We start from the raw sequence: 23,342 nt of genomic DNA, 5'->3' as shown, positions 1-23,342 counted from the left end.
ATTTCATTGGGTAAAATTGTTTGCCTTAAAACTGATTCTATAGCTTCAATTAGATATCTTCCATAGTTATATGAAGCTATAATACAAGCAATTTTGTCCTGTCTTAACGAAGTAGAGTTTACTACTGGCAGCCTATTTAATAAATGAGGGTCAAAATTGTTTCCTTGATGGCACGAGACTGCACCATTAAATCGTTTCTTAACTTCTTCCACAACAGTAGCGTTGTACTCCCCATGCGGATAGGCAAACCAATTAAAGCCTTTTAAATCTAAAGACAAGATATCCGCAGGAATTGTGAGTTCTTGTTGAAGTGTTTCCAAGTCAGTTACTTCTTTTAAATTCAAGTGGCTTCTCGTGTGCCACTGCAGCCTTCCTCCTCCTTGGATTAATTTTTCTAGTTCATTTTTATTTGCAAAAGACGCGTTAGGTTCAACAGGATCAAATTCATTGTCCAGTCCAATATAATCCGAAGTTAAAAATAATTCAAAAGAGTAACCGAAATGCTGTAAAATGGGGAGTGCATATTCTATTATATTTCTATAAATTCCATCAAAGGTTATTACCACTTGATCTTTATCATGAGGATCATAATCATCTAGAAAAACAATTTCTTTGTTAGAGAGTTCAGACATTTGCCTATAGAAATCATTCACCAGAACCCACCACATGGTTGGAGAATCAGGATGCACCTTATGATACATTAAAATCATTTCGTATAGATTTCAAGATTGTGAACATATTCCCTATAATCATAAAACATTTGCTTTATCCTTAAATAGGGAAATTGAGACTCATACCACTCATGTATGTGTACAGAAACCAGATTTCCACCCTTGTTCAGAATACTATCAATTAGCAAGTAAATCAAATTGGAGGCCTTACCAATATACTGAGGGTATAAAACACCAGTTATTACTACTAGGTCAAATTTTACATCTATTAATTTCTGGATTTCAAAAATAGAACCTTGTTTAAAAATAATATTTCTCTGGACATTCTTTCTTGCAAAATTGATAGCGGATTGAGAAACATCAAAACCATAAATATTATCCCCTGGTAAATCTTTGGTAATAAAACCTTCGCCACAACCGATATCTAATACGTGCTTATAATTTTTATTAGGTATTTCACTTAAGAGAATTTCTTTCCTTTTAATATCTTCAGGATTTTTATTATACCCCCAGGGATCTTCTTTCCGGTACCAACTCTCCAATTCTGCTGTACTTTGTATCATTTCAAGCTTCTAAAAAATTATGAATTATATATTTTAATTTCCAATAATAGTTGGAAAAATCTCTCTGTTGTAAAATTGAGGGGTCTTCTATCTTGACAGGTTCATTAATGTTTAGAAAAGTAAGAATTTCCTTAACAGTTCCCTTATAGTCAGCGATGAAATTTTCATAGGTGACTATAAATGGCTTTACTTTATTTCTTTTAAAGTATTCTAGCCATCTTTCTTCATCATATTTTAACTGATCTACATTTTCTTTTATATTGGAATAATTGAATCTGGATGTATTTACTGCTTTGAATTCAGAACTCCATTTATTTGTTTGTGTCGCTTTTTCGAGGGAAATACCTTGCATAATTTTATCTTTTCTCGTGATAAAAATGTACTTAATATTCGGAAAAAAGCTTTCTAAAGGAATATCTTCAAATACACTATTATACTGATTATAATGAATTTTAAATCCGAAATATCCATTTTTAGAAACTCTGTGGACTTTTAGATATTCAATATATTCTTGAATTGAGTTAAATTTCCACCTTTTATAAAAATCACCTTTATTACTTTCATCAAAATATTCATGTGGCAATCCAGCTTTGTCGGTCATCAACAATGAACGAGCTAATAAAGTACTTCCAGAACGAGCTGTGGAGCATATTACGTAACTAGAAATTTGGTTCTCAGATCTTCCGTCATATTTTGAGGAATTGAAAGTATATTTTAGTTTCATTTCATTACATTAATTCCAATAATGATTTATAACAACACTACCCAAATTAGGATCAACCATTTTTCCGGTGCCAAAAAAATCTGTGGGATTTATATAAATTTCTTTTGCTTTTTCAATGAAATCTTCCATATCATCTTCACTGAAAATGGCAACATTAATCCAATAAGAACCTTCTACAAGGGGTACCTGAGGTATTATGCAGGTTATAAATTCTTTTTCTTGCAGTAATGGAATTCCGCCTTTTAAATCCGTATTCAGATTTAGGATTCGTTCACTTTTAATATTTAAAATACTAATACCCATTTTTTTCAAATGGACAGATTTGTTCTCTTTTTTAAAATAAATTCTAATTTTTAATTCCCCACCAGTTTTTAAAATCGTTTCTCTGTCTACTTCAATTTTGTTGACCACCATCCCTCCCTTTCCTTCTCTATCCACTCTTTTAGCAATATCTTCAACTTGTAATTTCTTTTCTGCATTTAAATAAAAGTCAATTCCTTCATAAGTGGGACCTGAAAATACAATTCTTCCGTTTTCAAGAAGCAAAAGTTTTGTACATAAATTCTGGACACTCACCATATTATGACTCACAAAAAGAACTGTCCTCCCTTCCCCGGTCGAAAGGTCCTGCATCTTTCCAATGGCTTTCTTTTGAAACTCTGCGTCTCCCACTGCGAGTACTTCGTCTACAACAAGAATTTCCGGTTCGAGATGTGCAGCTACGGCGAATCCTAATCTCACAGTCATTCCACTGCTATAACGTTTAACTGGAGTGTCTATATACATTTCACAACCCGAAAAATGAATAATTTCGTCGAGCTTTTGTTTTATCTCTGCTTTGGTCATACCCAACACAGCTCCATTCATAAAAATGTTTTCCCTACCTGTCAATTCCCCGTGGAATCCTGTACCCACTTCTAACAAGGAAGCAATACGTCCTCTGGTTTTAATACTTCCGGTGGTAGGTGCGGTAACCCGGGAAAGGATCTTCAAAAGAGTCGATTTCCCTGCGCCATTTCTCCCAATAATTCCTAATACCTCCCCGGTCTTAACTTCAAAATCAATATTGCGTAATGCCCAAACATAATCTTCTGTAGCTTTAGTGTTGCGGTTATTTTCGGCACCAACCTGTAAAAAAGGATCCTCCTTTCCTCTTGCCAGGTGCCACCAACGTTTGAGATCATCACTAATAGTACCTGTACCGACCAGGCCCAGGCGGTATTGTTTGGATATATTTTCTGCTTTGAGAATTGAACTCATTTTATATTAAGTCTTAGAGGCGGTTCTTGGCAAAAGAAATATCTTTTTTATACTATTCCAACGCTTATTCTTTTTCAATAATTCCAAGATACTGTTTTTCAAGAGTTTTATTTATAGCTTCAAGGTAACATTGATTGGTCCAATGTGAAAGATCTTGAGAGATGCCGAAACTGGAAATCGTCCTTGTTCCAGATATTTTTTCAACCTCAAGAATAGAAGAATTGGAAAACCGGATAGTTTGGGTCCTTTTACGAATATCAGCTTCAAATCTTTCAAATTCATTATTCTGAAAATCCTGAAATAAGTTTTTATATGTTCTGCCGCTTAATGTAAGGATGAGAAACAAAGTTAAACTTACAGATGGTAAAACTTTAGAAATAATTTTCCTTGGAGAACACTTTTTTCTGAAATAGAGCACAGCATTTAGGATATTTATCAATAAAAAGATCCACCATACAATGTGAATCATGTTCCCGATTCTGCCACTCCTAATCATTAAATAACCTGTGGCATAATATGGCACAAACACGACACTTGCAATACTTATTAACGAGATCAATAGTAATGCAAAAGGATTTAAGAATTGAATTTCTTTTAGATTTTTTCCCCAGTAAAAAAGTAGAAGAAAAATACCGGCCATTAATAGAATGACAGGAGGCTCTATTATGGTTTTTAAAGTAAACATTCCAGAAGACAGAAAAGCCATTTTTAAAGAAGATAGAAATTGCCCGCCCTCGGGATATTGAGCCTGCCTGCTAATTGAGCCGGGAGAAAAAATGACAATCAAACTTGAAATAAAACTTATAACTAAAAGCAAGCAACTTATCCATCTGATTTTTTTATTATAAAATAAGGAGTACAACAATAGCAGGCCCACCAGGAAATTTGTCAATAGAAGTAGCAGCTCGTTATTACCGATGATCAGAATAATTAAAAGGGCTGCAGCTAAAGCATAAATTTTACTACCTGTAGATATATTAATTAGCGCTATAATTAGTAAAAGTAAAAAGATTGAACTGTACAAATATGCAGAAGTCCCTGCGTACCAGTAGAAAAGTTCATTTACCGAAGGGACCAGGCTAATTATGGCAATAAAAAATAGAACGGAAATAAAGAGAACCTGATCCTTCCTCAACTTAAACTGGAAAAAAATAAAAAGCCTGGAGAGGAAGAAATAAATGGTTCCCCCAAATAGAATCATAGATAATCCCAAAGTAATTTTATAAACAGTAGGATTATAGACCGGTAGGTAACTAAATAAAGAATTAATAAATCTGCCGTTATGCTCCCGGTACCATAGTGCAACATTTTCAAAGTAGTTACTAAAATCAGCAGATGCCCTACAGAAATCATCAGCAGACAAATAGGCATATTTGGTTATGTATAGGAATGGTGCAATAAAGATTGTAAATAGCAGAATACTCAAGATGAGAAGTAGCAGATTAGAACGTTCCATTAAGAATATTTCATGCGGATTTTAATTAGATGAAGGGGTATTAGCAAAATATCCTTCACCCGAATCTTAGTACTCCCTTTTTCTGTCCATTTGGTAAGCGGGATTTCAAAGATCATTTTCTTAAGCTCCTGTCTCGAATATACTTGTTGTAGACGAGCTACAATTTCAATATCAAAAAACCATCTACTTATGAAGGGATTCTCAAATACCTCGCTCGCAATTTTTCGGGTTAAAATTTTTGCCCCACATTGGGTATCATAAATTGGGATTTTTAAAATAAAAATATTGACAATGGTAGCTATTACTCTACCAGAGTAGTGACGAGTTGGGTTTCTGAGAATTTCTGCACCTGCTCTTTTAATTCGGGAACCAAACCATAATTGATTACCTGGATTTTGCATGGCTTCTCTAAAAAGGGTAAGCTGGGATAGAGGTGTGGCAAGATCTGCATCAAAGTAGCCAATAAACTCAAATTTTCCCTGATCTAAAAGTTTTAAGGATCCTTTTCGAACTGCTTCAGCTTTTCCCTGATTTTTTTCAAGATGTAGGACCTGCACATTCGATAATTTTAGTGCAAGCTTGTTTAACAAATGACCCGTTCCATCTGAGCTTCCGTCGTTGACCAACAAAAAAGTGAGTTCTGAATATGGTGCGAAGGAAGTCTCATATTCTTCTACAGTAAATCTTTCTGCCTCGTTAAAGAAAGGAATTATTATGGCTATAGATTTCAAAAAGAATAGTTTTAAGACGGATTTCTGTATATAATCAATTGACTTCTGGCAATTGAGCGATTGAGACTACCCGGGATATACTTCTCATTTTTTAATGCCCAACGACGAAATTTTCCGTTCCATTTATTTTTTGGTAAAATTCTATGAAATCGTTCCAGCGTTCCGATGGGATGTATTTCAACTTCTTCAAAAAGATCTTTTCCAGCAGCTTCAAAATGTCTCGAACTAAAACTTCTGTCCGGGTGAGGATCATTTTCTTTCCAGTTCTTAAAAGCTGTTTTCTGAAGTTTTGAAGGTCTACCCGGCACCGGGATGTGCCACCTTACTTCATCAAGAAACCTGTTGTTTACTGCTGGTTCAAAAAACCGCGCTTCCCCATCTGCCTTTAAAAGACGCCCAGTTTCTTTTAAAAATTCTTTTTCTGTCGAAACGGTTAGATGATGCAGAAAAGCTTTTCCCACAACATAGTCAAAGCTTTGAGAAGCCAATTTGTTATTTATAAAATCACCTTTGACAAAAACAATGGGATGACGGAAATTATGATTTTGATTAAGTGCTTTAATTATTTCGCCGCTGGAGTCTGCAATATCATTAGCATAAACTTCAGCACCCAGTGCTGCCATTACGGCCGCATTTGTGCAATCTCCACAGCCCAATTCCAAAACTGTTTTCCCACGGATTTTTTGCGCAAAATCATTCTTGTACATTCCAAACCAGCTGGTTTCAGTCTTCGTAGCACTACTTAGAAATTCCTCAAGGTGGTTGAGCCAAAACAAAATATTCTTTATAGAGAATTCCGAATATTTCTTTTCGTAATGGTCCCTATTTTTCTCCTGGTTTGTTGAAGTTTGCATGGCTTTTCCCCAAATCTTAGGGGGCTAAAAGTAATAAAGAAATAGGTTCGAAAGCTTTTAAACCTTAAAATTAATCTGGTGGATCTGGATTACTTCTTTTTTGACCGGACCCGATTATTGTTTTAAGTTTGCTTCTTTATTGTTGAATATAGGTTAAAAAAAGAATTTATAAACGGTTTTCTGCAGGTTGCATTTCGGGTCTGAGAATAAAAAAGTAATTGAATACATCCTGATCCAAGTGGAGCATATTCAAATTCAATATTTAATTAGCTGAAATTTTTAAATGGAAAGAATTCTTTCACAGCTTAATTTTAAATACAATGCTCATAATAAGTAACTACCATTATATACGTCCAAGTTTTAACAGTGAATTCCCTAGTATCTATGGTTTAACTCCGAAGGAATTTGAAAATCAGTTAATAAAGCTGAGAAATCTTGGGGAATTTATTAGTCCCCAGGATCTGTTAACCAATTTTGAAGATGTACTACAGCGAAAGGAAGCTTTTTTTCTAGTAACTTTTGACGACGGTCTTAAGGAGCAAATATTTTATGCGTTGCCAATCTTAGAGCAGTTGAAAATACCTGCTATTTTCTTTCCTAACTCCATTAATCATAAGGAGAATAAGGTGTCTACAGTACATAAGATCCATCTTTTGAGATCTGTAATGTCTTCGCAAGACTTTCTAATTAGGCTATCCCTTGAGCAATCAGGTTTAACCGAAAAGGAAAAAGAACGGGCAAAAGAGGTATACATTTATGATGACAAAGACAGTGCAATCTTAAAGTTTATTTTAAATTACAAGCTGAATTATCATCAACAGGAAAAAATAATTGCTCCAATTTTCAATCTTTTTTTCGACGAAAATGAAAAGAAAGAAGAATTGTATATGACAGAAGCACATCTAAAAGAACTGGCTTCCAAAGGGTATCTGGGAAGTCATACTCATAGCCATTATCCGTTAGGACTATTAGAGCCTGATGTTGTTCTAACAGAACTGCAGGTTTCAAAATCATATTTTGAGAAACTAACAAACAAGAGCATTAATTTTTTAGCTTATCCATATGGAACGGAGGAAGTATGTACTGCAGAAGTAGCTGAGCTGGCAAAGAAAGCAGGCTATGAAATAGGATTAACTACAAAGAGGGGAATGAATACAATACACGAAAACCCTTTATTGCTAAAAAGGTTTGATTGTAATGATCTTCCTGGTGGGAAAAGTTATAGAGACCTGAAAAATGAAATTTTCAATTAGAGAAGCGAACATAGAAGACTGGGAAGGACTGTCGAAGTTTTTTTCAACAATATATAGAAAGGGTCATCCTCTTCAAAATAGGCAATTTTGGAAATGGCAGTTTGGTGATGAGAAATACGGTCGCTCCTTTATTTGTGTTAACGAAAAAGGGGAAATAGTTGGACACGTAGGTGCAAATTTTGGAGGAGGAGTAGCATGGATCATAAATGTTTACCTATTTAAAGACTATAGAGGCAAAGGAATCCTGCGGGAGCTTTATGCTCTGGCCAGGAAATATTATCCTTTAGCGGCAACTGCTGCGAATGATGCAGGACTGGGATTGTATAGGAATATGAGATGGATTCGGTACTATGATTTGATCAGGCTGGTTAAAATAAATCCTGAAAAAGTTAATTTGGGGACTATAGACCTTTGTGCAAGTATTGATGTCAATTTAGATAAATTAGAGTGTCAGGACACTCACTATTTCCGACAACCATTTTTAAAAGGAATCTGTTTAGGGGACGGTTCGAGAGCAGTGAGTCAGAATGCGGTAGGAGGTTTAAGGCTGGTGGACGTAAATGATGTCCGTCTTGTTGAAGAGCAGGCGTGGGAGTTAGGTTACAATTGGATTGATTATATAAGTTCCTGGAATGATATCACCTTGGTGGAAATGGAAAAAGAAGGGTGGGTTCTGGATAAGGAAAGTAAAATTCCCTGGAGGCTAAATCCAGTTCAAGTAAACTACTTCAGTGATATTACCTTCCTTTCAGAAGGACCATTGGACAAAGATTTTATTGTGCACAGATCATATTCTGATCATGGGCGGATCGGGAGTATAGATTAAGAGCTTATGAGCATATTAGGAGTTGTAATAACTGATGGGGTGGGTTTCCGCAATTTTATATTTACAGATTTTATTGTTGAAGCAAAGAAGAAGTACGATAAAGTAGTAATTATTTCCTGTCTTCCCGCCTTTGTATATAATACTTATAACCTTGACTGTGAAGTTGTGGAATTAGAGGTTTTTGAAGAAAAATTTCCCACCTGGTTGTTTAGAAAGTTTAAGGAAGTAACTCATTTACAGTTAAATGCGAAAAACAATTTTGGTATACGAGATAATTTAGCGCTCACCAAGACTAAGAGTCAAACCCTTAGAGGTGCTGTTAATCGTTTTATCTATAATTTTTCTGCTATTTTAAAATCAGAAGGTCTTTTACAAGTTTACAATAAGCTTCAACAATTTACCTTTCGTAAAGATGAGAAGACGAAGGCTTATAAAGAAATTTTAGTACAGCATGAAATTTCTTCGCTGTTTTTTACTCACCAAAGACCACCTTTCATAGCTCCATTAATATACACTGCCGAAAAGTTGGGTATAAAAACTACAGCATTTATTTTTAGCTGGGACAATTTGGGATCAAAGGGTAGAATGGCAGGTACCTTTGATCACTATCTTGTTTGGAGTGATCTAATGAAAAAGGACCTAATGGAGTTTTATCCGACCGTAACGCCAAACCAGATACAAGTGGTAGGTACGCCACAGTTTGAGCCTTACGTTACAGACAAATTTGGATACGATGAATTCGCTCTCAAGAAAAAATTCAAATTGAGTGATAAACCCTTTATTTTTTTTACCTGTAATGATTCAAGCAGTGAAAATGATGTAATCTACCTGGATTGTCTAGCGGGTTTTATTAACAACGGGAAATTAGCCAAAAGAGTAGATTTGGTAGTAAGAACATCTCCTGCAGAGGATCCTGTAAGATTTAGTTGGATTAAGGAGAAATATCCTTTTATAATTTGGAATGAACCAGATTGGACAGTTCAGCGAAAGTCTCATCAGGAGATGTGGACTCAACGGGTTCCTTCTCTGGAAGATATAAATGACCTTAAAAGCTTACTCAAATTTTGTGCTTTTAACATTAACGTACTCTCCACAATAACTTTGGATGCTTTTATATTCGAAAAACCTGTGATTAATCCTGTTTTTGGGAGTAAGGATAATCATCTTTTTGATGATCAGAAATTTTTAAGATATCGTCATTTGGAGCATCTAGTACGTTCAGATTCTTCCGTTATTGTAAAAAATGAAAAAGAATTTTTAGATGCTCTAAATTTTCTTTTAACCAAAGAGGAAGGTAAGAGTCTCCACAGAAAAAGGTTTCTTACCCAACAAATAAGCAGGCCTCTTGAAAACACCAGTCAACGAGTAGCATGTGCTTTAAAAGAGTTGGATAAGTGAAAAATATTGCTGTAGTCTGTAATTACGAATTGAACCCTGCACGCATTGGGGGAATGGATCGCTTCTTTAAAGCTTATAATCAACAGTTGCTCCAAAAAGGGCATAAAGTAACTTGGTTTTTTTCCGGGGGAGAGAAATTTAATTTCTATTCAGGATTTGAGCTTCATTTCCCAGGACAACAGGAATCTGTTGAGACTTTAACTCTAAATTTTTTAAAGAATAAAAAAGATTTTGATGTTATAGTTACACATTTTGTAGCACTATGTACGCCCTATTTTCGAGAGCTAAAAAAGAAGAATCAGCCATACATCATAGCGGTAGATCACAATCCACGTCCTTTGGGAGGTTTCTCGTGGGAAAAGAGGATCAAAAACAAAATAAAGGGAAAAATTTACTCCCCGTACATAGACCTTTTTGTAGGGGTTTCTAAATATACAGCCGATTGCATTCTTCAGGACTATGGTAATCTTGTCACAAAAAAAGTCAAGGTTGTATATAATGGAATAGACACTTCTACTTATCTGGAACGAAAAGAAGAAAATTACGGTAAATTTATTGTGGCTTCACATTTAAGAAAATCTAAAGGCATTCAGGATCTAATAGAAGCAGTAGCATTGTTACCGGAAGAAATTAAGAATAAGATTCAGATTGATGTTTATGGGGAAGGACCCTTAGAAGCAGAATTGAAAAGGAAAGTAGCTCAAAATCAACTCGAACCACAGATTGCTTTTTTCGGAAGCTCGTCACGATTGCCAAAGCTTATGAAAAACTATTCTTTTCTGTTGCAGCCAACATACATGGAGTGTTTCAGTCTGTCCATTTTAGAAAGTTTGGCAGCCAATGTACCTGTTATCACAACACCAGTAGGTGGCAATTTGGAAATCATTTCCAACGGGTCAAATGGCTTAATTTTCCAGACAGGAAATATTGAGGAATTAAATAAGCTACTGCAGAAAGTCGTGAATCGGGAATTTAAAATTGCGGATAATCTTAGCGACTTAATAAAAAAGAATTATAGTCTGGAACAAATGGTTGCCAATCATATTAATCTATTGCCGTGCACATAGGATTTCTAACCCCAGAATACCCACATTCTCGCGTGCTTGCTTCCGCAGGAATAGGAACCAGTATTAGTAGTATGGCGGTTGCACTGGCTGCCCGGGGAGTGACAATTTCTATTTTTGTTTATGGACAGAAGGAGGATCATGTGCTTTTTGCTGATGGGATCAAGATCCATTTAATCCGGCAGCGTCGATTCAGGTTCGCAGGCTGGGTTCTTTACAGAAAATTTCTTCAGAAATACCTGAATAAATCTATTGTGCTAGATAAAATTGATGCGATTGAGGCTCCCGACTGGACGGGAATAACTGCATTTATGAAACTTCGTTGTCCATTGATCATCAGGATGAATGGCAGTGATGCTTATTTTTGCCATCTCGAGAGCCGCAGACAGAAATTGAAAAATTACTGGTTCGAAAAAACAGCATTAAGAGGTGCCGATCATCTTCTTTCTGTTAGTCAGTTTACAGCAGATAAGACCAGGCAGATCTTTGATCTTAAGAGTGAAATTACGGTTATCCCCAATAGTGTTAATGTCAAGCAGTTTCTACCCACGGGTGATGAAGTTAAAGAGAAAACAATACTCTACTTTGGCAGCTTTATCAGAAAAAAGGGGGTAATTGAACTGGCATATATTTTCAACAATATTATTAAGGAGGAACCTGATGTTTCTTTGACCCTGGTGGGCAAGGATGTTATAGATTTTCTAGAAAAACGTTCTACCTTAGAAATTTTTTGGGAAGTATTATCAGAGGCAGCTCATAAGCGATTTGAACACATTCCTGAAGTGCCTTATGATAAAATAAGTAGTATTATTACTTCACATGCTGTAGTTGTGTTTCCTAGCTTTGCTGAAGCCTTTCCCATGACCTGGCTGGAAGCAATGGCAATGGAAAAAGCTTTAGTAACTTCTAATATAGGCTGGGCGGGTGAAATCATGGCTGACGGGAAAACAGGGTTTATGGTAGACCCCAAAGATCATCCTAAGTTTGCGGATAAAATTCTCAAGTTGCTGAACGGGCCCAAGCTCAGACTTGATATGGGGAAGAGCTCAAGACAAAGGATATGTGAACATTTCTCTGCTGAGGTAATAGCGAAAAAGAATATTGAATATTACAAAAATGTCACCGGAAGAGAAATTTAAGGAATACGAAACTTCCAAAGGTGAAATCCTTTGGTATCTGGGCCAGCCTGACCTGGATAAACTGGAATCTCTTGCTGAAGGGCCGGGAGACCTGTGGCATAGTTCTCTGGACCAGGGATTTACAGGTATTTTTCCCGAATTGAAATATCAGATAGCTGTTTTCTGGTGGTTTCTCAATGATTTTGAACATCTTGACCAGTCGGTTTGCTGGAGGATCAACCCACATGCTTTTGTAGTAAGGAAAAAGGTCTGGGAAATCATGAAGGGTTTTCCAGTAGATTACGAATCTGAAATTATGAAAGCTTTGGATTTAGGCTTTCGCATGTTGAGGTATTGTGGGGGAGTGCCCATGTACATAAAAGATCTTTATCCTAAGGTCCAGCAGCAGATAAACATTCCCGCTAAAGAGCGTTATTTATTTTTCCTTAAAAACTTTAAAAAGGAGCACGCTGTAAACATGCTCCTTAAAATGGGTAGTGTACATCCTTTTCAGGAATTCAAGGCCTATAGGAAAGCTGCTTCGATGTCTTATCATAAAAATGAATACCCTCCAATTCCTCCCAGAAAACTTGAGGAAATTTCAGGTGCTCCTACGGTAAGTGTGATCATTCCTACGATGTTCCGGCAGGAATATACTCTTCAGCTTTTAAAAGATTACAGTCTACAAACTTATCCTGTTAAAGAAGTGGTCGTGGTGGATGCTACGCCACCCGAAGAAAGAAATGATGATATCTACAATTCCGAAGTCTATCCATTTGACCTAAAGGTGTTTTGGCAAAAGACGAAAGGAAGTTGTAGGGCAAGAAATGAAGCAATTGAGGAGTGTGCCGGGGACTATATCATTTTTGCAGATGATGATACCCGTATTCCTGAGGATTTCGTAGAAAATCATTTAAGACTTCTCCATACTTATAAGGTAGATGCTTGCAACGGAATGGACGTTATGGCCCGGAATTCCTATCAGGATCTGCATGATTTGAAACGAATCCTGGATCAAATGGGACTATCCCGTTGGAAGGCCGGAGCGGCGCAGACTTTCAGCAATGCGAACTCTTGTGTAAAAAGATCTTTGGTAGAGAAACTTATAGGCAACGATATTAACTTTGATGGAGGTTATGGAGAGGATAGTGACTTTGGTTTTTCCATCTTTGAAAAGGGACATTTTGTGATGCATAATCCTTTTTCTGTCAATCTTCATCTTAAGCCCAAAGCAGGAGGTTACCGACACTGGGCAAGCCAGTCTGCCATTTTGGGAAAGAAAAGGAAAAAGCAGGCCTGGGAACTGGACAAGCCGGTAGGATTGATCAAACCTGTTCCCAGTCCTACAATTATGTATGGCATTTTGAAGAGATTTAAGAAGGATCAGATAAGGGAGTACAGGTCCAGGTATTTTTTTCTTTATTTGTGGCAGCGGCCCAAAAGAAATTTTTTTTTCCGGGTTTTAAAATTGCCATATAAAATAAAGCAGTTTAATCTATCGATGATGTACGCTAAAAACCTCCTGAAGAGGGGGGAGAGGTACAAATAAAATTAATCGCACTTCTATATATGTACACCAGTCTCATCATCTGTACTTATAACCGACCTGAAGCGGTAATTAATCTTCTGAATTCTATTTCTAAACAGAAAGAAATTCCGGATGAGGTGTTGATCATTGATGGTTCTGAAAATGATCTAACCGAACAAAAGCTTAATACATGTCTCCTGAAAGGCTTAAGATATTTCCGGGTAAGTGAAAAGGAAAGAGGCTTGACGAGACAAAGGAATTTTGGAATTGCTAATATCAATGAAAAATCAGAGATTGTTTTTTTTCTTGATGATGATATCATTCTCGAACCCAATTATTTTACTGAGATCTTTCATACCTACACAAGATATCCTGAGGCTCTGGGTGTTTCGGGGTATATTGCGAATGAAGTAGATTGGAAAAAAGTTTCTCAGAATTATAAGCCGAATTCAGACGAATTTTTATACGACGGCTGGGTTAGACCTGAAGGATCCAGATTCGGACTACGGAGGAAATTCGGACTCGCTCCCGATAAGCCACCTGGTATAATGCCTGATTTTTCTCATGGCTATTCCACCGGATTTTTACCACCAAGTGGGAAAACCTACGAGGTAGAACTTTTAATGGGAGGATTGGCCAGCTATAGAGCTGAAATTTTTGAAAGGCTTCAATTCTCAACTTATTTTGAGGGCTATGGACTCTATGAAGATGCGGATTTCTCCCTCAGAGTGTCAAAATTGGGAAAGCTGTTTGTCAATACAGCGGCACGATTAGAGCATCACCACGATCCTGCAGGCCGTCCAAATATGTTCCGCTATGGAAAGATGGTTGTTAGAAATGGTTGGTATGTCTGGCGGCTAAAGTATCCAAACCCAGGCTTTAAGGCGAGATTTAAATGGCATGCCACCTCCTTTTTACTAACTTTAGTTCGAATCGGAAATATTGTTACAACAAAAGAAAAGAGGAAAGCTCTGTCAGAAAGTCTGGGAAGAATAAATGGATGGATAGGTCTTCTTTTTAATAAACCTACACATGAACAAGAGACATCGTAAAACAGTTAACCAAAGGCAACAGGAGTTTTACGACAAGAAACGTAAAAATTTACCCACCCGTATTTGGTCATATTTTCGAAATGGAATATTGAATCGCACCAAAAAAGGCATAGGGATAGAGGCGGATATTTATGAACTTCATAGATCCTGGTTCGGAGATCTGTCCCAAAAGAAAGTACTGGATTTGGGCTGCTATGCCGGAAATAGTCTTAGTATGTATTTAGCTCAAAATTCCGCAGAATATCTTGGGATTGATCTTAGTCCAAAGGGAATTGAAAACTTGTCCGGCCGGCTTTCACAGACAGATGGAGCAAGAGCTGAAGTTGTGGATTTTCTTTCCAAAGACTTTAGAGAAAAGGATTTTGACCTGATCTATGCCTATGGAGTACTACATCATTTCAAAGATGTGGATGAGTTGATTTTTAAATTAAAGGAGAAACTAAAGCCGAATGGTGCTATTATTAGCCATGATCCTCTGGAAACCAGTCTCCCGATAAAAGCTATTCGAACCCTTTATCGTCCATTTCAAAGTGACAAAGACTGGGAATGGCCTTTTTCCCGAAAAACCTATTATAAATTTGAAAAGGCTTTTGAAATAATAGAACGTCGGGCGGTTCTGGGAAAAACAAAGTGGTTGCCATTCTTAAACCTGCTGCCTGGGTCTAATGACAAAAAATTAGAGAAGGTTAAGGACTGGCATCGGGAAGACTGGGAAAAGTCGGCAATAAATGATGAATACATGTTTGGTTGTATGCATCTGAGTATGTTCATGCAAAAAAAAGATTAGATGCGGTTCGCGATCTTTACCCATGTGGAACATTTAAAGCGGGAGGGAAGATATTATGCCTATGCGCCTTATGTGCGGGAGATGAATATTTGGTTGAGACATGTGGAGGAGGTGGAGGTAGTTGGGACTAGGAGACAAGGGGACTGGGGGACTGGGGGACTTGGGGATGAGGAGACGAGGAGAAAAGGGGATTTGGGGACAAGGGGAGTGGAGAAGAATGTGATTCCGTATGAGCATTCAAAGCTGACCTTTACAGAAGTTCCTGCTTTTAATTTTCTGAATTTTTCTTCTGCTGTAAAGGCTATTATCAAAATTCCATACATCTTTTTCCAAATGTTCGATGCGATGCGGAGAGCTGATCATCTGCATTTGCGTTGTCCGGGAAATGTTGGGTTATTAGCATGTATCTGTCAGATCTTTTTTCCGGGGAAACAGAAATCTGCAAAATATGCCGGCAACTGGGATCCCGCGGCTAAACAGCCCTGGACTTATAGACTTCAAAAGTGGATCTTGAGCAACACATTTGTGACACGGAATATGCAGGTGCTGGTCTATGGCGAATGGCCCGACCAGACGAAAAATGTAGTACCTTTTTTTACAGCCTCCTTTACTGAGGGTGAAAAAGTTGAAGTGTTAAAAAGGACTTTTTCAGCACCTTTTATTTTTTTATTTGTGGGCAACCTGGTGGAGGGGAAGCAGCCGCTGGAGGCAGTGAGGTTAGTTGAGGGGTTAATAATTAATAATGAATTGTTAGTCCCGGGAACTTCTGTATGTTTAAAAATTTATGGAAGCGGACCTGAGAGAGAAAGGCTCGAAACTTACGTAAGAGAGAAGCAGTTAGAGCAATATGTGACTTTCAAAGGCAGCCGACCTTTAGAAGAATTAAAACAAGCTTATCAAAAGACCCATTTTGTGATCCTGCCATCAAGATCGGAGGGCTGGCCCAAAGCTCTGGCAGAAGGAATGTTCTTTGGTTGCGTTCCCATTGCTACTCCGGTGAGCTGTGTGCCGTGGATGCTTGGAGGCGGCTCCAGGGGGATTCTTATTTCCAAAAGTGAATTTGGTGGGAGGCACGTGGAGAGTGGAAAGAGGAAATTGGAAAGTGAGAATCAAGAGCCAAGAGCCAAGAATCAAGACGGGGAAAAGAAGTGGTCAGTGGTCCCTGCCCGCCGGGGCGGGAGTGGTCAGTGGTCAGAAGGGGATCAAAGCCAACAGCCAACAGCTAATGTCCAAAAGCAAAAAATGAGTGGTCAGAGGACAGAGGACAGAGGACAGGATGTGGTGAAAATTTTACAGTTATTAGCTGATCAGGAGGAAATGGAAAGAATGTCTGAGGAAGCGAAAAAATGGAGTCAGCAGTATACGTTGGAAAAGTTTGAGGAGGCGATTAGAGAGGTTTTAAAAAATAAAAAGTAGTACAGACAAGGTTCAACGTTTTACGTTCACTGTTCAAGGTGCTTTTGAGGTAAAATTAAAACTATGAGTAAGGTTGAGAGATTTGAAGATTTGGAGGTTTGGAAATTAGCACGTGAAATATGTTCTGAACTTGAAAATATGTTTGAGACCACTGCCCTTGGTAAAAGGTATTCCTTAATGAACCAGATGGATAGAAGTTCCGGTTCTGTTATGGATAATATTGCTGAAGGATTTGGAAGAGGTGGAAACTTGGAGTTCAGAAATTTCCTTGGCTTCTCCCGAGGGTCCTGTACAGAATTAAAGTCTCAGCTGTATCGCGCAAAGGATAAAAATTTAATAACCGAAGAAGAATTTCAGAAGTTATCCCAAAAATGTGAAAAGGAGATCGCGAAGATCACTTCCTTTATAAATTTTCTGAATAGGTCTAATTTTAAAGGCTCAAAATTTAAAAAAGACTAGAATAATTAATTATAAACAAATGCACCATGAACGTTAAACATTGAACAACAATGAAACGGCAATTTAATGGCGAGCCAAGAAACAAGATGCGAGTACTACAACTTATTGATTCCCTTAGAAGTGGTGGTGCTGAACGCATGTCCATTAATTACGCTAATGCCCTGGCAAAACGCATAGACGCATCTTTTCTCTGCTGTACCCGGAAAGAAGGTTTGCTAAAAAAGCAGCTGACTCCCGAAGTTGGCTACCTCTTCCTTAACAAAAAAAGTACCTTAGACTTGGAGGCACTTTTAAAGTTTCGAAAATTTGTAAAAGAAAACAAGATCGATTTTATTCAGGCTCACAGTAGCTCCTGGTTTCTGGCACTGATGGTAAAGCTGAGTTTGCCGAAGGTAAAATTGATATGGCATGATCACTATGGCAGAGATTTGAAACAAAGGAAAGCTGGATTATTAAAATCTGCCTCAAGATTTTTTAACGGAATAATTGCGGTAAATAAAGATCTTGAACAATGGTCAATAGAAAACCTTTCAGGTAAAGAGGTGAGGTATATAAGAAATTTTCTTCCCAAGATTTCGGATTCAGGAGAAGAAATCGAACTAAAAGGTGGAGATAGCTTCAAAATTATTTGTGTCGCCAACTTCCGGCCACAGAAAGACCATCTGAACCTGTTGCAGGCTTTTCAGCAAGTTATCTTAAAGCATCCGGGAACAACACTTCACCTCATCGGTAAAGAGGAGCAGAGTCCTTATTTTTCTGAAGTCAGAAGATTTCTTGAGGATAACCGTTTACAGGATAAAGTTTTTTTTTATGGAGAACAAGAAAATATTTCGGTTTTATTGAGACAAGCCAATCTCGGGGTGCTGGCCTCTGCTTCAGAAGGTCTGCCCGTGGCATTGCTCGAGTACGGCAGGGCGGGAATTCCTGTGGTTTGTACGGCTGTAGGAGAATGCGCTGAAGTAATCGGGAAAAATGGAACTCTGGTTCCACCTCAAAACCCTGAAGTCTTTGCAGAAGCTATAGGTGTTTACTTAGAAAACGAGGAGCTTCTTCAAAAACATTCAGAACATTTTAAATATTCTGTACAAGCAAGGTATTCTGAGAAAGTTGTGCTCCCACATGCTTTGAAATTTTTTACCGATCTTAATCCCACTAAATTTAATTGAGTAATTTCTTTTAAATCAAAAGGTACTATCCTACCTTTTTAATCTTATTATTTTTGTGATATATAGAACAAGTGAGAACAGCCACCTTTAAGTCAAAGTACTCTTCCTTTGCGATTCCACAGATGAAAAATGGGGAGTATCTGAAAATGCTGCTACTTCATTTTTTAATAGGCTTCAGTATTTTTATTTATCGTCCTTTAGGAAAACTCTATGTTCTCGGAGCTTTGGCTTATTTTCTTTTTATTGTTCTTCAAAACAAAAACAAGAACAATGAAGCTCTTATGGGAGCAGCATATATAGCAGGGGCAGAGGTCTTTTTTCGGATGATAGAGGCAGCTCCTTTTTATGAGACAGGCAAGTACTCTGTAATTCTTTTCTTGATTATTGGAATGTTCTTTAAAGGCACATCTTCGAGAACTATGCCTTACTGGGCTTATTTATTGATCCTTGTTCCGGGCATAGTAGTGGCGGCATCTACTTGGGGTTATGAGTATGATTTTAGAAAACAAGTAGCCTTTAACCTCAGTGGTCCTGTGGCCCTGGGAGTATCTGCGGTTTATTGCTATTATAAAAAAATAGAAAAGGAAGATTATCAAAAGGTGCTTCTAATGCTATTAATGCCTCTCTTAAGTCAGATGTTTTATCTCTACCTGTACACACCAAATATGAGGGATGTTGCTGTCAACCTACAGGCAAATTATGCTGCAACCGCAGGTTATGGTCCCAATCAGATTTCTACCGTATTTGGTTTAGGTATGTTCATTCTTGCCAGTCGCTTTTTTACCATCAGGAATAACTTTATTAACTCAATTGATCTTGTTCTCCTGGTAATGATAAGTTATCGAGCTTTAATGACTTTTTCAAGAGGAGGAGTTCTTGCAGGGATCATTTGTATTGGAGCGTTTCTCTTTGTTTTCTATTCAAAAAAACAATTCCGGGACAGAGGAGGAATAAAAAGAAAGATCTTACTATTTGGTGCAGCCGGAATATTTATCTGGGGTTTCTCTTTGTTCCAGAGCGGTGGAATGCTAGACAACCGTTATACGAATAGGGATGCTGCTGGAAGACTAAAGGATGATATCACCACAGGAAGGGTGGAATTGGTGGAAACTGAATTGGAAGGATTTTATTATAATCCTGTATTAGGTATTGGAGTTGGGAAAGGGAAGGAAATGAGATCTCAAGAAACGGGGATGGAAACCGCGTCCCACAATGAAATCAGCCGCTTACTTTCAGAACACGGCATGTTAGGAGTCGTAGCTGTCGTAATTCTTATATTTGTCCCTGTTATATTTTGGACAAAATTTAAAAACAATTATTATTTTTTGGCTTTCTTAGCTTTTTGGTTTCTTACCATAAATCATTCTGCCATGAGGATCGCCCTACCGGCATTTGTATACGGGCTTGCCCTGTTGTATATAGTTGATGACAAAAAGAGGCCAAGGAATAAAAAAAATCTCGAAGCAAAAACGGCCGTTACGGCTATAGAATAGTTGATGAAAAAAAGAATTCTTTATATAGGTAACAATCTTTCCAATCCCACCTTTACCGCTACCTATATTTCTTTTTTCAGTGAGGTATTGAAGCAGGAGGGGTATTGGGTTAAGACGGCCTCTGCTAAAGACAACAAGGCGCTTCGCCTGGTGGAAATGCTTTCTCTCATTTGGAGCCACCGCAAGGAAACCGATGTGGTGCTCATCGATACCTATGGCGCACAAAATTTTTATTATGCCTACAGCATCGGGAAGCTGTGTCAGCAGTTAAAACTGCCTTACATACCTATATTACACGGCGGAAATTTAAAGGAACGCCTGGATAAAACTCCAAATCTTACAAAGTCCCTCTTTGGCAACGCCCGTATAAACGTGGCCCCCTCACATTTTTTATATAATATATTTGTAGATCACGGTTTTACCAACTCTCGAATCATTCCAAACTCTATCACTCTGGAGAATTATCCTTTCAAGGAGAGGAAGACTTTTAAACCCAATCTCCTTTGGGTTCGCCGATTCCAGGAGCGCTATAATCCGCTAATGGCAATAAAGGTCTTTGAACAGGTGTACAAAAAACATCCCGAAGCCAAATTATGTATGGTGGGACCGGAGAAGGATGGTACTCTGGCAAAGTGTATAGAATATGCAGCCCAACGCAATCTACCGGTAGAATTCCCCGGAAAAATGAAAAAGAAGGACTGGGCAGCTATTGCTGTGGATTATGACTTCTTTATTAACTCCACCGATGTAGATAATACCCCCATTAGCGTCATCGAAGCCATGGCCCTCGGCCTTCCCGTGATCTCTACAGATGTCGGCGGAATGCCATATCTCATAGAGAACGACATGGATGGCGTCCTTGTACCACAAAATGACATTTCAGCGATGGTCGCTGCTATAGAAGAATTACTTCAGAATCCTGAAAAATGTCAGCAGATCGCACAAGCGGCTTATGAAAAGGTTAGCCGGTTTGATTGGGAGATCGTGAAGGAGGAATGGATGAAGGTGCTGAATGTATAATGTATAATGTATATTGTAAATTGTATAATGTATATTGTAAATTGTATAATGTAGAGTTGTGTTTTTTAGTTTATAGAAGCACTTCGACCGTCGCTCCTTGCAGTCGCTGGCTCAGTGTGACAATTTAGGTAAGGTTGTGATTTGTTTTCCGCACTAAATCGGCCTATAGAAAATTGATCGAAAAATTTGAAGTGAGATGGTGTGAAATTTTCTGTTGTTTGAGCGTCACGAGCTTATCTCATTGTATGGATCTCTCATGCGAGTTCAGAAAATTTAGACATCGAATGAAAAATTTAGATCTATTTTCGTAAGCCTAGACTTTTTTGGTTCTTTATTGGGTGATGCAAAAAAGAACACCATACGAAGTTTAATAGTCATCGATGATAAACCGGAAAAGGGAGCCAAGTCAGTTTTAATGGGAAAAATTGACAGCAGTAGCATAAAGCACTTCGATCCTTCGATAAACTCAGGACAGGCTAGTCGCTCCTTGCAGTCGCTGGCTCAGTGTGACAATTTAGGTAAGATTATGATTTGTTTTCGAAACTAAAGCGGCCTATCGAAAACTGATCGTGAAATTTGAAGTGAGATGGCGTTTAAATTTTCTGCTGTTTGAGCGTCCTGATTTTTTCTCGTTATAAAATCTTTCACGCGAGTTCAGAAAATTTAGACATCGAACGAAAAATTTAGATCCATTTTCGTAAGTCTAGACTTTTTTGGTTCTTTTTTGGGCGATGCAAAAAAGAACACCATACGAAGTTTAATAGTCATCGATGATAAACCGGAAAAGGGAGCCAAGTCAGTTTTAATGGGAAAAATTGACAGCAGTAGCATAAAGCACTTCGATCCTTCGATAAACTCAGGACAGGCTAGTCGCTCCTTGCAGTCGCTGGCTCAGTGTGACAATTTAGGTAAGATTATGAATTGTTTTCCGCACTAAATCGGCCTATCGAAAATTGATCGTGAAATTTGAAGTGAGATGGCGTTTAAATTTTCTGCTGTTTGAGCGTCCTGATTTTTTCTCGTTATAAAATCTTTCACGCGAGTTCAGAAAATTTAGACATCGAACGAAAAATTTAGATCTATTTTCGTAAGCCTGGACTTTTTTAGTTCTTTTTTGGGCGATTCAAAAAAGAACACAATACGTAGTTTAATAGTCATCGATGATAAACCGGAAAAGGGAGCCAAGTCAGTTTTAATGGGTAAAATTTGACAGCAGTAGCATAAAGCACTTCGATCCTTCGATAAACTCAGGACAGGCTAGTCGCTCCTTGCAGTCGCTGGCTCAGTGTAACAATTTAGGTAATGTTGTGATTTGTTTTCGTAAGCCTAGACTTTTTTGGTTCTTTTTTGGGCGATGCAAAAAAGAACACCATACGAAGTTTAATAGTCATCGATGATAAACCGGAAAAGGGAGCCAAGTCAGTTTTAATGGGTAAAATTTGACAGCAGTAGCATAAAGCACTTCGATCCTTCGATAAACTCAGGACAGGCTAGTCGTTCCGTGCAGTCGCTGGCTCAGTGTGACAATTTAGGTAAGGTTGTGATTTGTTTTCGTAACTAAAGCGGCCTATCGAAAATTGATCGTAAAATTTGAAGTGAGATGGCGTTTAAATTTTCTGCTGTTTGAGCGTCCTGATTTTTTCTCGTTATAAAATCTTTCACGCGAGTTCAGAAAATTTAGACATCGAACGAAAAATTTAGATCCATTTTCGTAAGTCTAGACTTTTTTGGTTCTTTTTTGGGCAATGCAAAAAAGAACACCATACGAAGTATAATAGTCATCGATGATAAACCGGAAAAGGGAGCCAAGTCAGTTTTAATGGGTAAAAATTGACAGCAGTAGCATAAAGCACTTCGATCCTTCGATAAACTCAGGACAGGCTAGTCGCTCCTTGCAGTCGCTGGCTCAGTGTGACAATATAGATGAGGTTGTGATTTGTTTTCGTAACTAAATCGGCATATCGAAAATTGATCGTAAAATTTGAAGTGAGATGGTGTGAAATTTTCTGTTGTTTGAGCGTCACGAGCTTACCACATTGTATGGATCTCTCATGCGAGTTCCGAAAATTTAGACATCGAATGAAAAATTTAGATCTATTTTCGTAAGCCTAGACTTTTTTGGTTCTTTTTTGGGCGATGCAAAAATGAACACCATACGAAGTTTAATAGTCATCGATGATAAACCGGAAAAGGGAGCCAAGTCAGTTTTAATGGGTAAAATTTGACAGCAGTAGCATAAAGCACTTCGATCCTTCGATAAACTCAGGACAGGCTAGTCGCTCCTTGCAGTCGCTGGCTCAGTGTGACAATTTAGGTAAGGTTGTGATTTGTTTTCGTAACTAAAGCGGCCTATCGAAAATTGATCGTAAAATTTGAAGTGAGATGGTGTGAAATTTTCTGCTGTTTGAGCGTCCTGATTTTTTCTCGTTATAAAATCGTTCACACGAGTTCAGAAAATTTAGACATCGAACGAAAAATTTAGATCCATTTTCGTAAGCCTAGA

20 protein-coding genes are annotated in these 23,342 nt (G+C 37.8%); 13 read left to right on the top strand and 7 right to left on the bottom strand.

Going from position 1 to position 23,342, the window contains the following annotated elements:
• The 7 genes from HC175_RS14115 to HC175_RS14085 form a co-directional block, all read right to left on the bottom strand.
• Window positions 1–701: polysaccharide deacetylase family protein (locus tag HC175_RS14115; protein WP_168139135.1), on the bottom strand; the 701-nt coding region annotated here is incomplete at its 3' end.
• Between the two features lie 5 nt (window positions 702–706).
• Entirely contained in the window at window positions 707–1,234 is a 528-nt protein-coding gene (locus HC175_RS14110; RefSeq protein ID WP_168139134.1) for a methyltransferase domain-containing protein, read from the bottom strand.
• 1 nt (window position 1,235) lies between these two features.
• Complete coding sequence (locus HC175_RS14105; RefSeq protein ID WP_168139133.1) at window positions 1,236–1,958, bottom strand: Stf0 family sulfotransferase; 723 nt, start codon at window positions 1,956–1,958, stop codon at window positions 1,236–1,238.
• A gap of 9 nt (window positions 1,959–1,967) precedes the next feature.
• On the bottom strand, window positions 1,968–3,218 hold the full coding sequence (locus HC175_RS14100; RefSeq protein ID WP_168139132.1) for an ABC transporter ATP-binding protein: 1,251 nt from the start codon (window positions 3,216–3,218) through the stop codon (window positions 1,968–1,970).
• A 64-nt stretch (window positions 3,219–3,282) separates the two neighbouring features.
• The gene (locus HC175_RS14095) at window positions 3,283–4,674 is read right to left on the bottom strand and encodes a DUF6056 family protein (RefSeq protein ID WP_262887237.1); all 1,392 of its coding nucleotides are present in this window, start codon (window positions 4,672–4,674) and stop codon (window positions 3,283–3,285) included.
• Window positions 4,674–5,405, bottom strand: a complete 732-nt coding sequence (locus HC175_RS14090) for a glycosyltransferase (RefSeq protein WP_168139130.1) — start codon at window positions 5,403–5,405, stop codon at window positions 4,674–4,676. Before HC175_RS14090 ends, HC175_RS14095 begins: the two co-directional genes overlap by 1 nt.
• 11 nt (window positions 5,406–5,416) lie before the next feature.
• Entirely contained in the window at window positions 5,417–6,259 is an 843-nt protein-coding gene (locus HC175_RS14085; protein WP_168139129.1) for a class I SAM-dependent methyltransferase, read from the bottom strand.
• 665 nt (window positions 6,260–6,924) lie between these two features.
• Here HC175_RS14085 and HC175_RS24855 point away from each other — a divergent pair.
• From HC175_RS24855 to HC175_RS14020, 13 genes are all read left to right on the top strand, one after another.
• Window positions 6,925–7,512: a polysaccharide deacetylase family protein gene (locus HC175_RS24855; RefSeq protein WP_438865939.1), complete on the top strand. Its 588-nt coding sequence runs from the start codon at window positions 6,925–6,927 to the stop codon at window positions 7,510–7,512.
• Window positions 7,496–8,338 (top strand): GNAT family N-acetyltransferase, encoded by an 843-nt coding sequence (locus HC175_RS14075; protein WP_168139127.1) that lies wholly within the window; start codon window positions 7,496–7,498, stop codon window positions 8,336–8,338. The genes HC175_RS24855 and HC175_RS14075 overlap by 17 nt, the downstream gene beginning before the upstream one ends.
• 6 nt (window positions 8,339–8,344) lie before the next feature.
• Window positions 8,345–9,736 carry a hypothetical protein gene (locus HC175_RS14070; RefSeq protein WP_168139126.1) on the top strand — a complete coding sequence of 464 codons (1,392 nt, stop codon included), beginning with the start codon at window positions 8,345–8,347 and terminating at the stop codon, window positions 9,734–9,736.
• Entirely contained in the window at window positions 9,733–10,803 is a 1,071-nt protein-coding gene (locus tag HC175_RS14065; RefSeq protein ID WP_168139125.1) for a glycosyltransferase family 4 protein, read from the top strand. The genes HC175_RS14070 and HC175_RS14065 overlap by 4 nt, the downstream gene beginning before the upstream one ends.
• A complete protein-coding gene (locus HC175_RS14060) occupies window positions 10,794–11,939 on the top strand; it encodes a glycosyltransferase family 4 protein (protein ID WP_168139124.1) in 1,146 nt (381 codons plus the stop codon). Before HC175_RS14065 ends, HC175_RS14060 begins: the two co-directional genes overlap by 10 nt.
• Window positions 11,917–13,467 carry a glycosyltransferase family 2 protein gene (locus tag HC175_RS14055; RefSeq protein ID WP_168139123.1) on the top strand — a complete coding sequence of 517 codons (1,551 nt, stop codon included), beginning with the start codon at window positions 11,917–11,919 and terminating at the stop codon, window positions 13,465–13,467. The genes HC175_RS14060 and HC175_RS14055 overlap by 23 nt, the downstream gene beginning before the upstream one ends.
• A 20-nt stretch (window positions 13,468–13,487) precedes the next feature.
• Entirely contained in the window at window positions 13,488–14,498 is a 1,011-nt protein-coding gene (locus HC175_RS14050) for a glycosyltransferase family 2 protein (protein ID WP_168139122.1), read from the top strand.
• Window positions 14,479–15,285: a class I SAM-dependent methyltransferase gene (locus tag HC175_RS14045; protein WP_168139121.1), complete on the top strand. Its 807-nt coding sequence runs from the start codon at window positions 14,479–14,481 to the stop codon at window positions 15,283–15,285. The genes HC175_RS14050 and HC175_RS14045 overlap by 20 nt, the downstream gene beginning before the upstream one ends.
• A complete protein-coding gene (locus HC175_RS14040; RefSeq protein ID WP_168139120.1) occupies window positions 15,286–16,701 on the top strand; it encodes a glycosyltransferase in 1,416 nt (471 codons plus the stop codon).
• Window positions 16,702–16,764: 63 nt separating this feature from the next.
• The gene (locus HC175_RS14035; RefSeq protein ID WP_168139119.1) at window positions 16,765–17,160 is read left to right on the top strand and encodes a four helix bundle protein; all 396 of its coding nucleotides are present in this window, start codon (window positions 16,765–16,767) and stop codon (window positions 17,158–17,160) included.
• A 50-nt stretch (window positions 17,161–17,210) separates the two neighbouring features.
• A complete protein-coding gene (locus HC175_RS14030; protein WP_168139118.1) occupies window positions 17,211–18,326 on the top strand; it encodes a glycosyltransferase in 1,116 nt (371 codons plus the stop codon).
• A gap of 146 nt (window positions 18,327–18,472) precedes the next feature.
• A complete protein-coding gene (locus HC175_RS14025) occupies window positions 18,473–19,819 on the top strand; it encodes an O-antigen ligase family protein (protein WP_235942626.1) in 1,347 nt (448 codons plus the stop codon).
• 3 nt (window positions 19,820–19,822) lie between these two features.
• Window positions 19,823–20,839 (top strand): glycosyltransferase family 4 protein, encoded by a 1,017-nt coding sequence (locus HC175_RS14020; protein ID WP_168139117.1) that lies wholly within the window; start codon window positions 19,823–19,825, stop codon window positions 20,837–20,839.
• Window positions 20,840–23,342: the final 2,503 nt, after the last annotated feature.

This window comes from Salinimicrobium oceani (assembly GCF_012037645.1).
Note: the sequence above shows the minus strand (reverse complement) of the source record. Positions and strands in the feature narration are given on the sequence as shown.

Excerpts from the sequence above, each read along its gene's own strand:
- HC175_RS14110 (WP_168139134.1), bottom strand. The coding sequence starts at position 1,234 with ATGATACAAAGTACAGCAGAATTGGAGAGTTGGTACCGGAAAGAAGAT.
- HC175_RS14105 (WP_168139133.1), bottom strand. The coding sequence starts at position 1,958 with ATGAAACTAAAATATACTTTCAATTCCTCAAAATATGACGGAAGATCT.
- HC175_RS14100 (WP_168139132.1), bottom strand. The coding sequence starts at position 3,218 with ATGAGTTCAATTCTCAAAGCAGAAAATATATCCAAACAATACCGCCTG.
- HC175_RS14095 (WP_262887237.1), bottom strand. The coding sequence starts at position 4,674 with ATGGAACGTTCTAATCTGCTACTTCTCATCTTGAGTATTCTGCTATTT.
- HC175_RS14085 (WP_168139129.1), bottom strand. The coding sequence starts at position 6,259 with ATGCAAACTTCAACAAACCAGGAGAAAAATAGGGACCATTACGAAAAG.
- HC175_RS24855 (WP_438865939.1), top strand. The coding sequence starts at position 6,925 with ATGTCTTCGCAAGACTTTCTAATTAGGCTATCCCTTGAGCAATCAGGT.
- HC175_RS14075 (WP_168139127.1), top strand. The coding sequence starts at position 7,496 with ATGAAATTTTCAATTAGAGAAGCGAACATAGAAGACTGGGAAGGACTG.
- HC175_RS14070 (WP_168139126.1), top strand. The coding sequence starts at position 8,345 with ATGAGCATATTAGGAGTTGTAATAACTGATGGGGTGGGTTTCCGCAAT.
- HC175_RS14055 (WP_168139123.1), top strand. The coding sequence starts at position 11,917 with ATGTCACCGGAAGAGAAATTTAAGGAATACGAAACTTCCAAAGGTGAA.
- HC175_RS14050 (WP_168139122.1), top strand. The coding sequence starts at position 13,488 with ATGTACACCAGTCTCATCATCTGTACTTATAACCGACCTGAAGCGGTA.
- HC175_RS14045 (WP_168139121.1), top strand. The coding sequence starts at position 14,479 with ATGAACAAGAGACATCGTAAAACAGTTAACCAAAGGCAACAGGAGTTT.
- HC175_RS14040 (WP_168139120.1), top strand. The coding sequence starts at position 15,286 with ATGCGGTTCGCGATCTTTACCCATGTGGAACATTTAAAGCGGGAGGGA.
- HC175_RS14035 (WP_168139119.1), top strand. The coding sequence starts at position 16,765 with ATGAGTAAGGTTGAGAGATTTGAAGATTTGGAGGTTTGGAAATTAGCA.
- HC175_RS14030 (WP_168139118.1), top strand. The coding sequence starts at position 17,211 with ATGAAACGGCAATTTAATGGCGAGCCAAGAAACAAGATGCGAGTACTA.
- HC175_RS14025 (WP_235942626.1), top strand. The coding sequence starts at position 18,473 with ATGCTGCTACTTCATTTTTTAATAGGCTTCAGTATTTTTATTTATCGT.
- HC175_RS14020 (WP_168139117.1), top strand. The coding sequence starts at position 19,823 with ATGAAAAAAAGAATTCTTTATATAGGTAACAATCTTTCCAATCCCACC.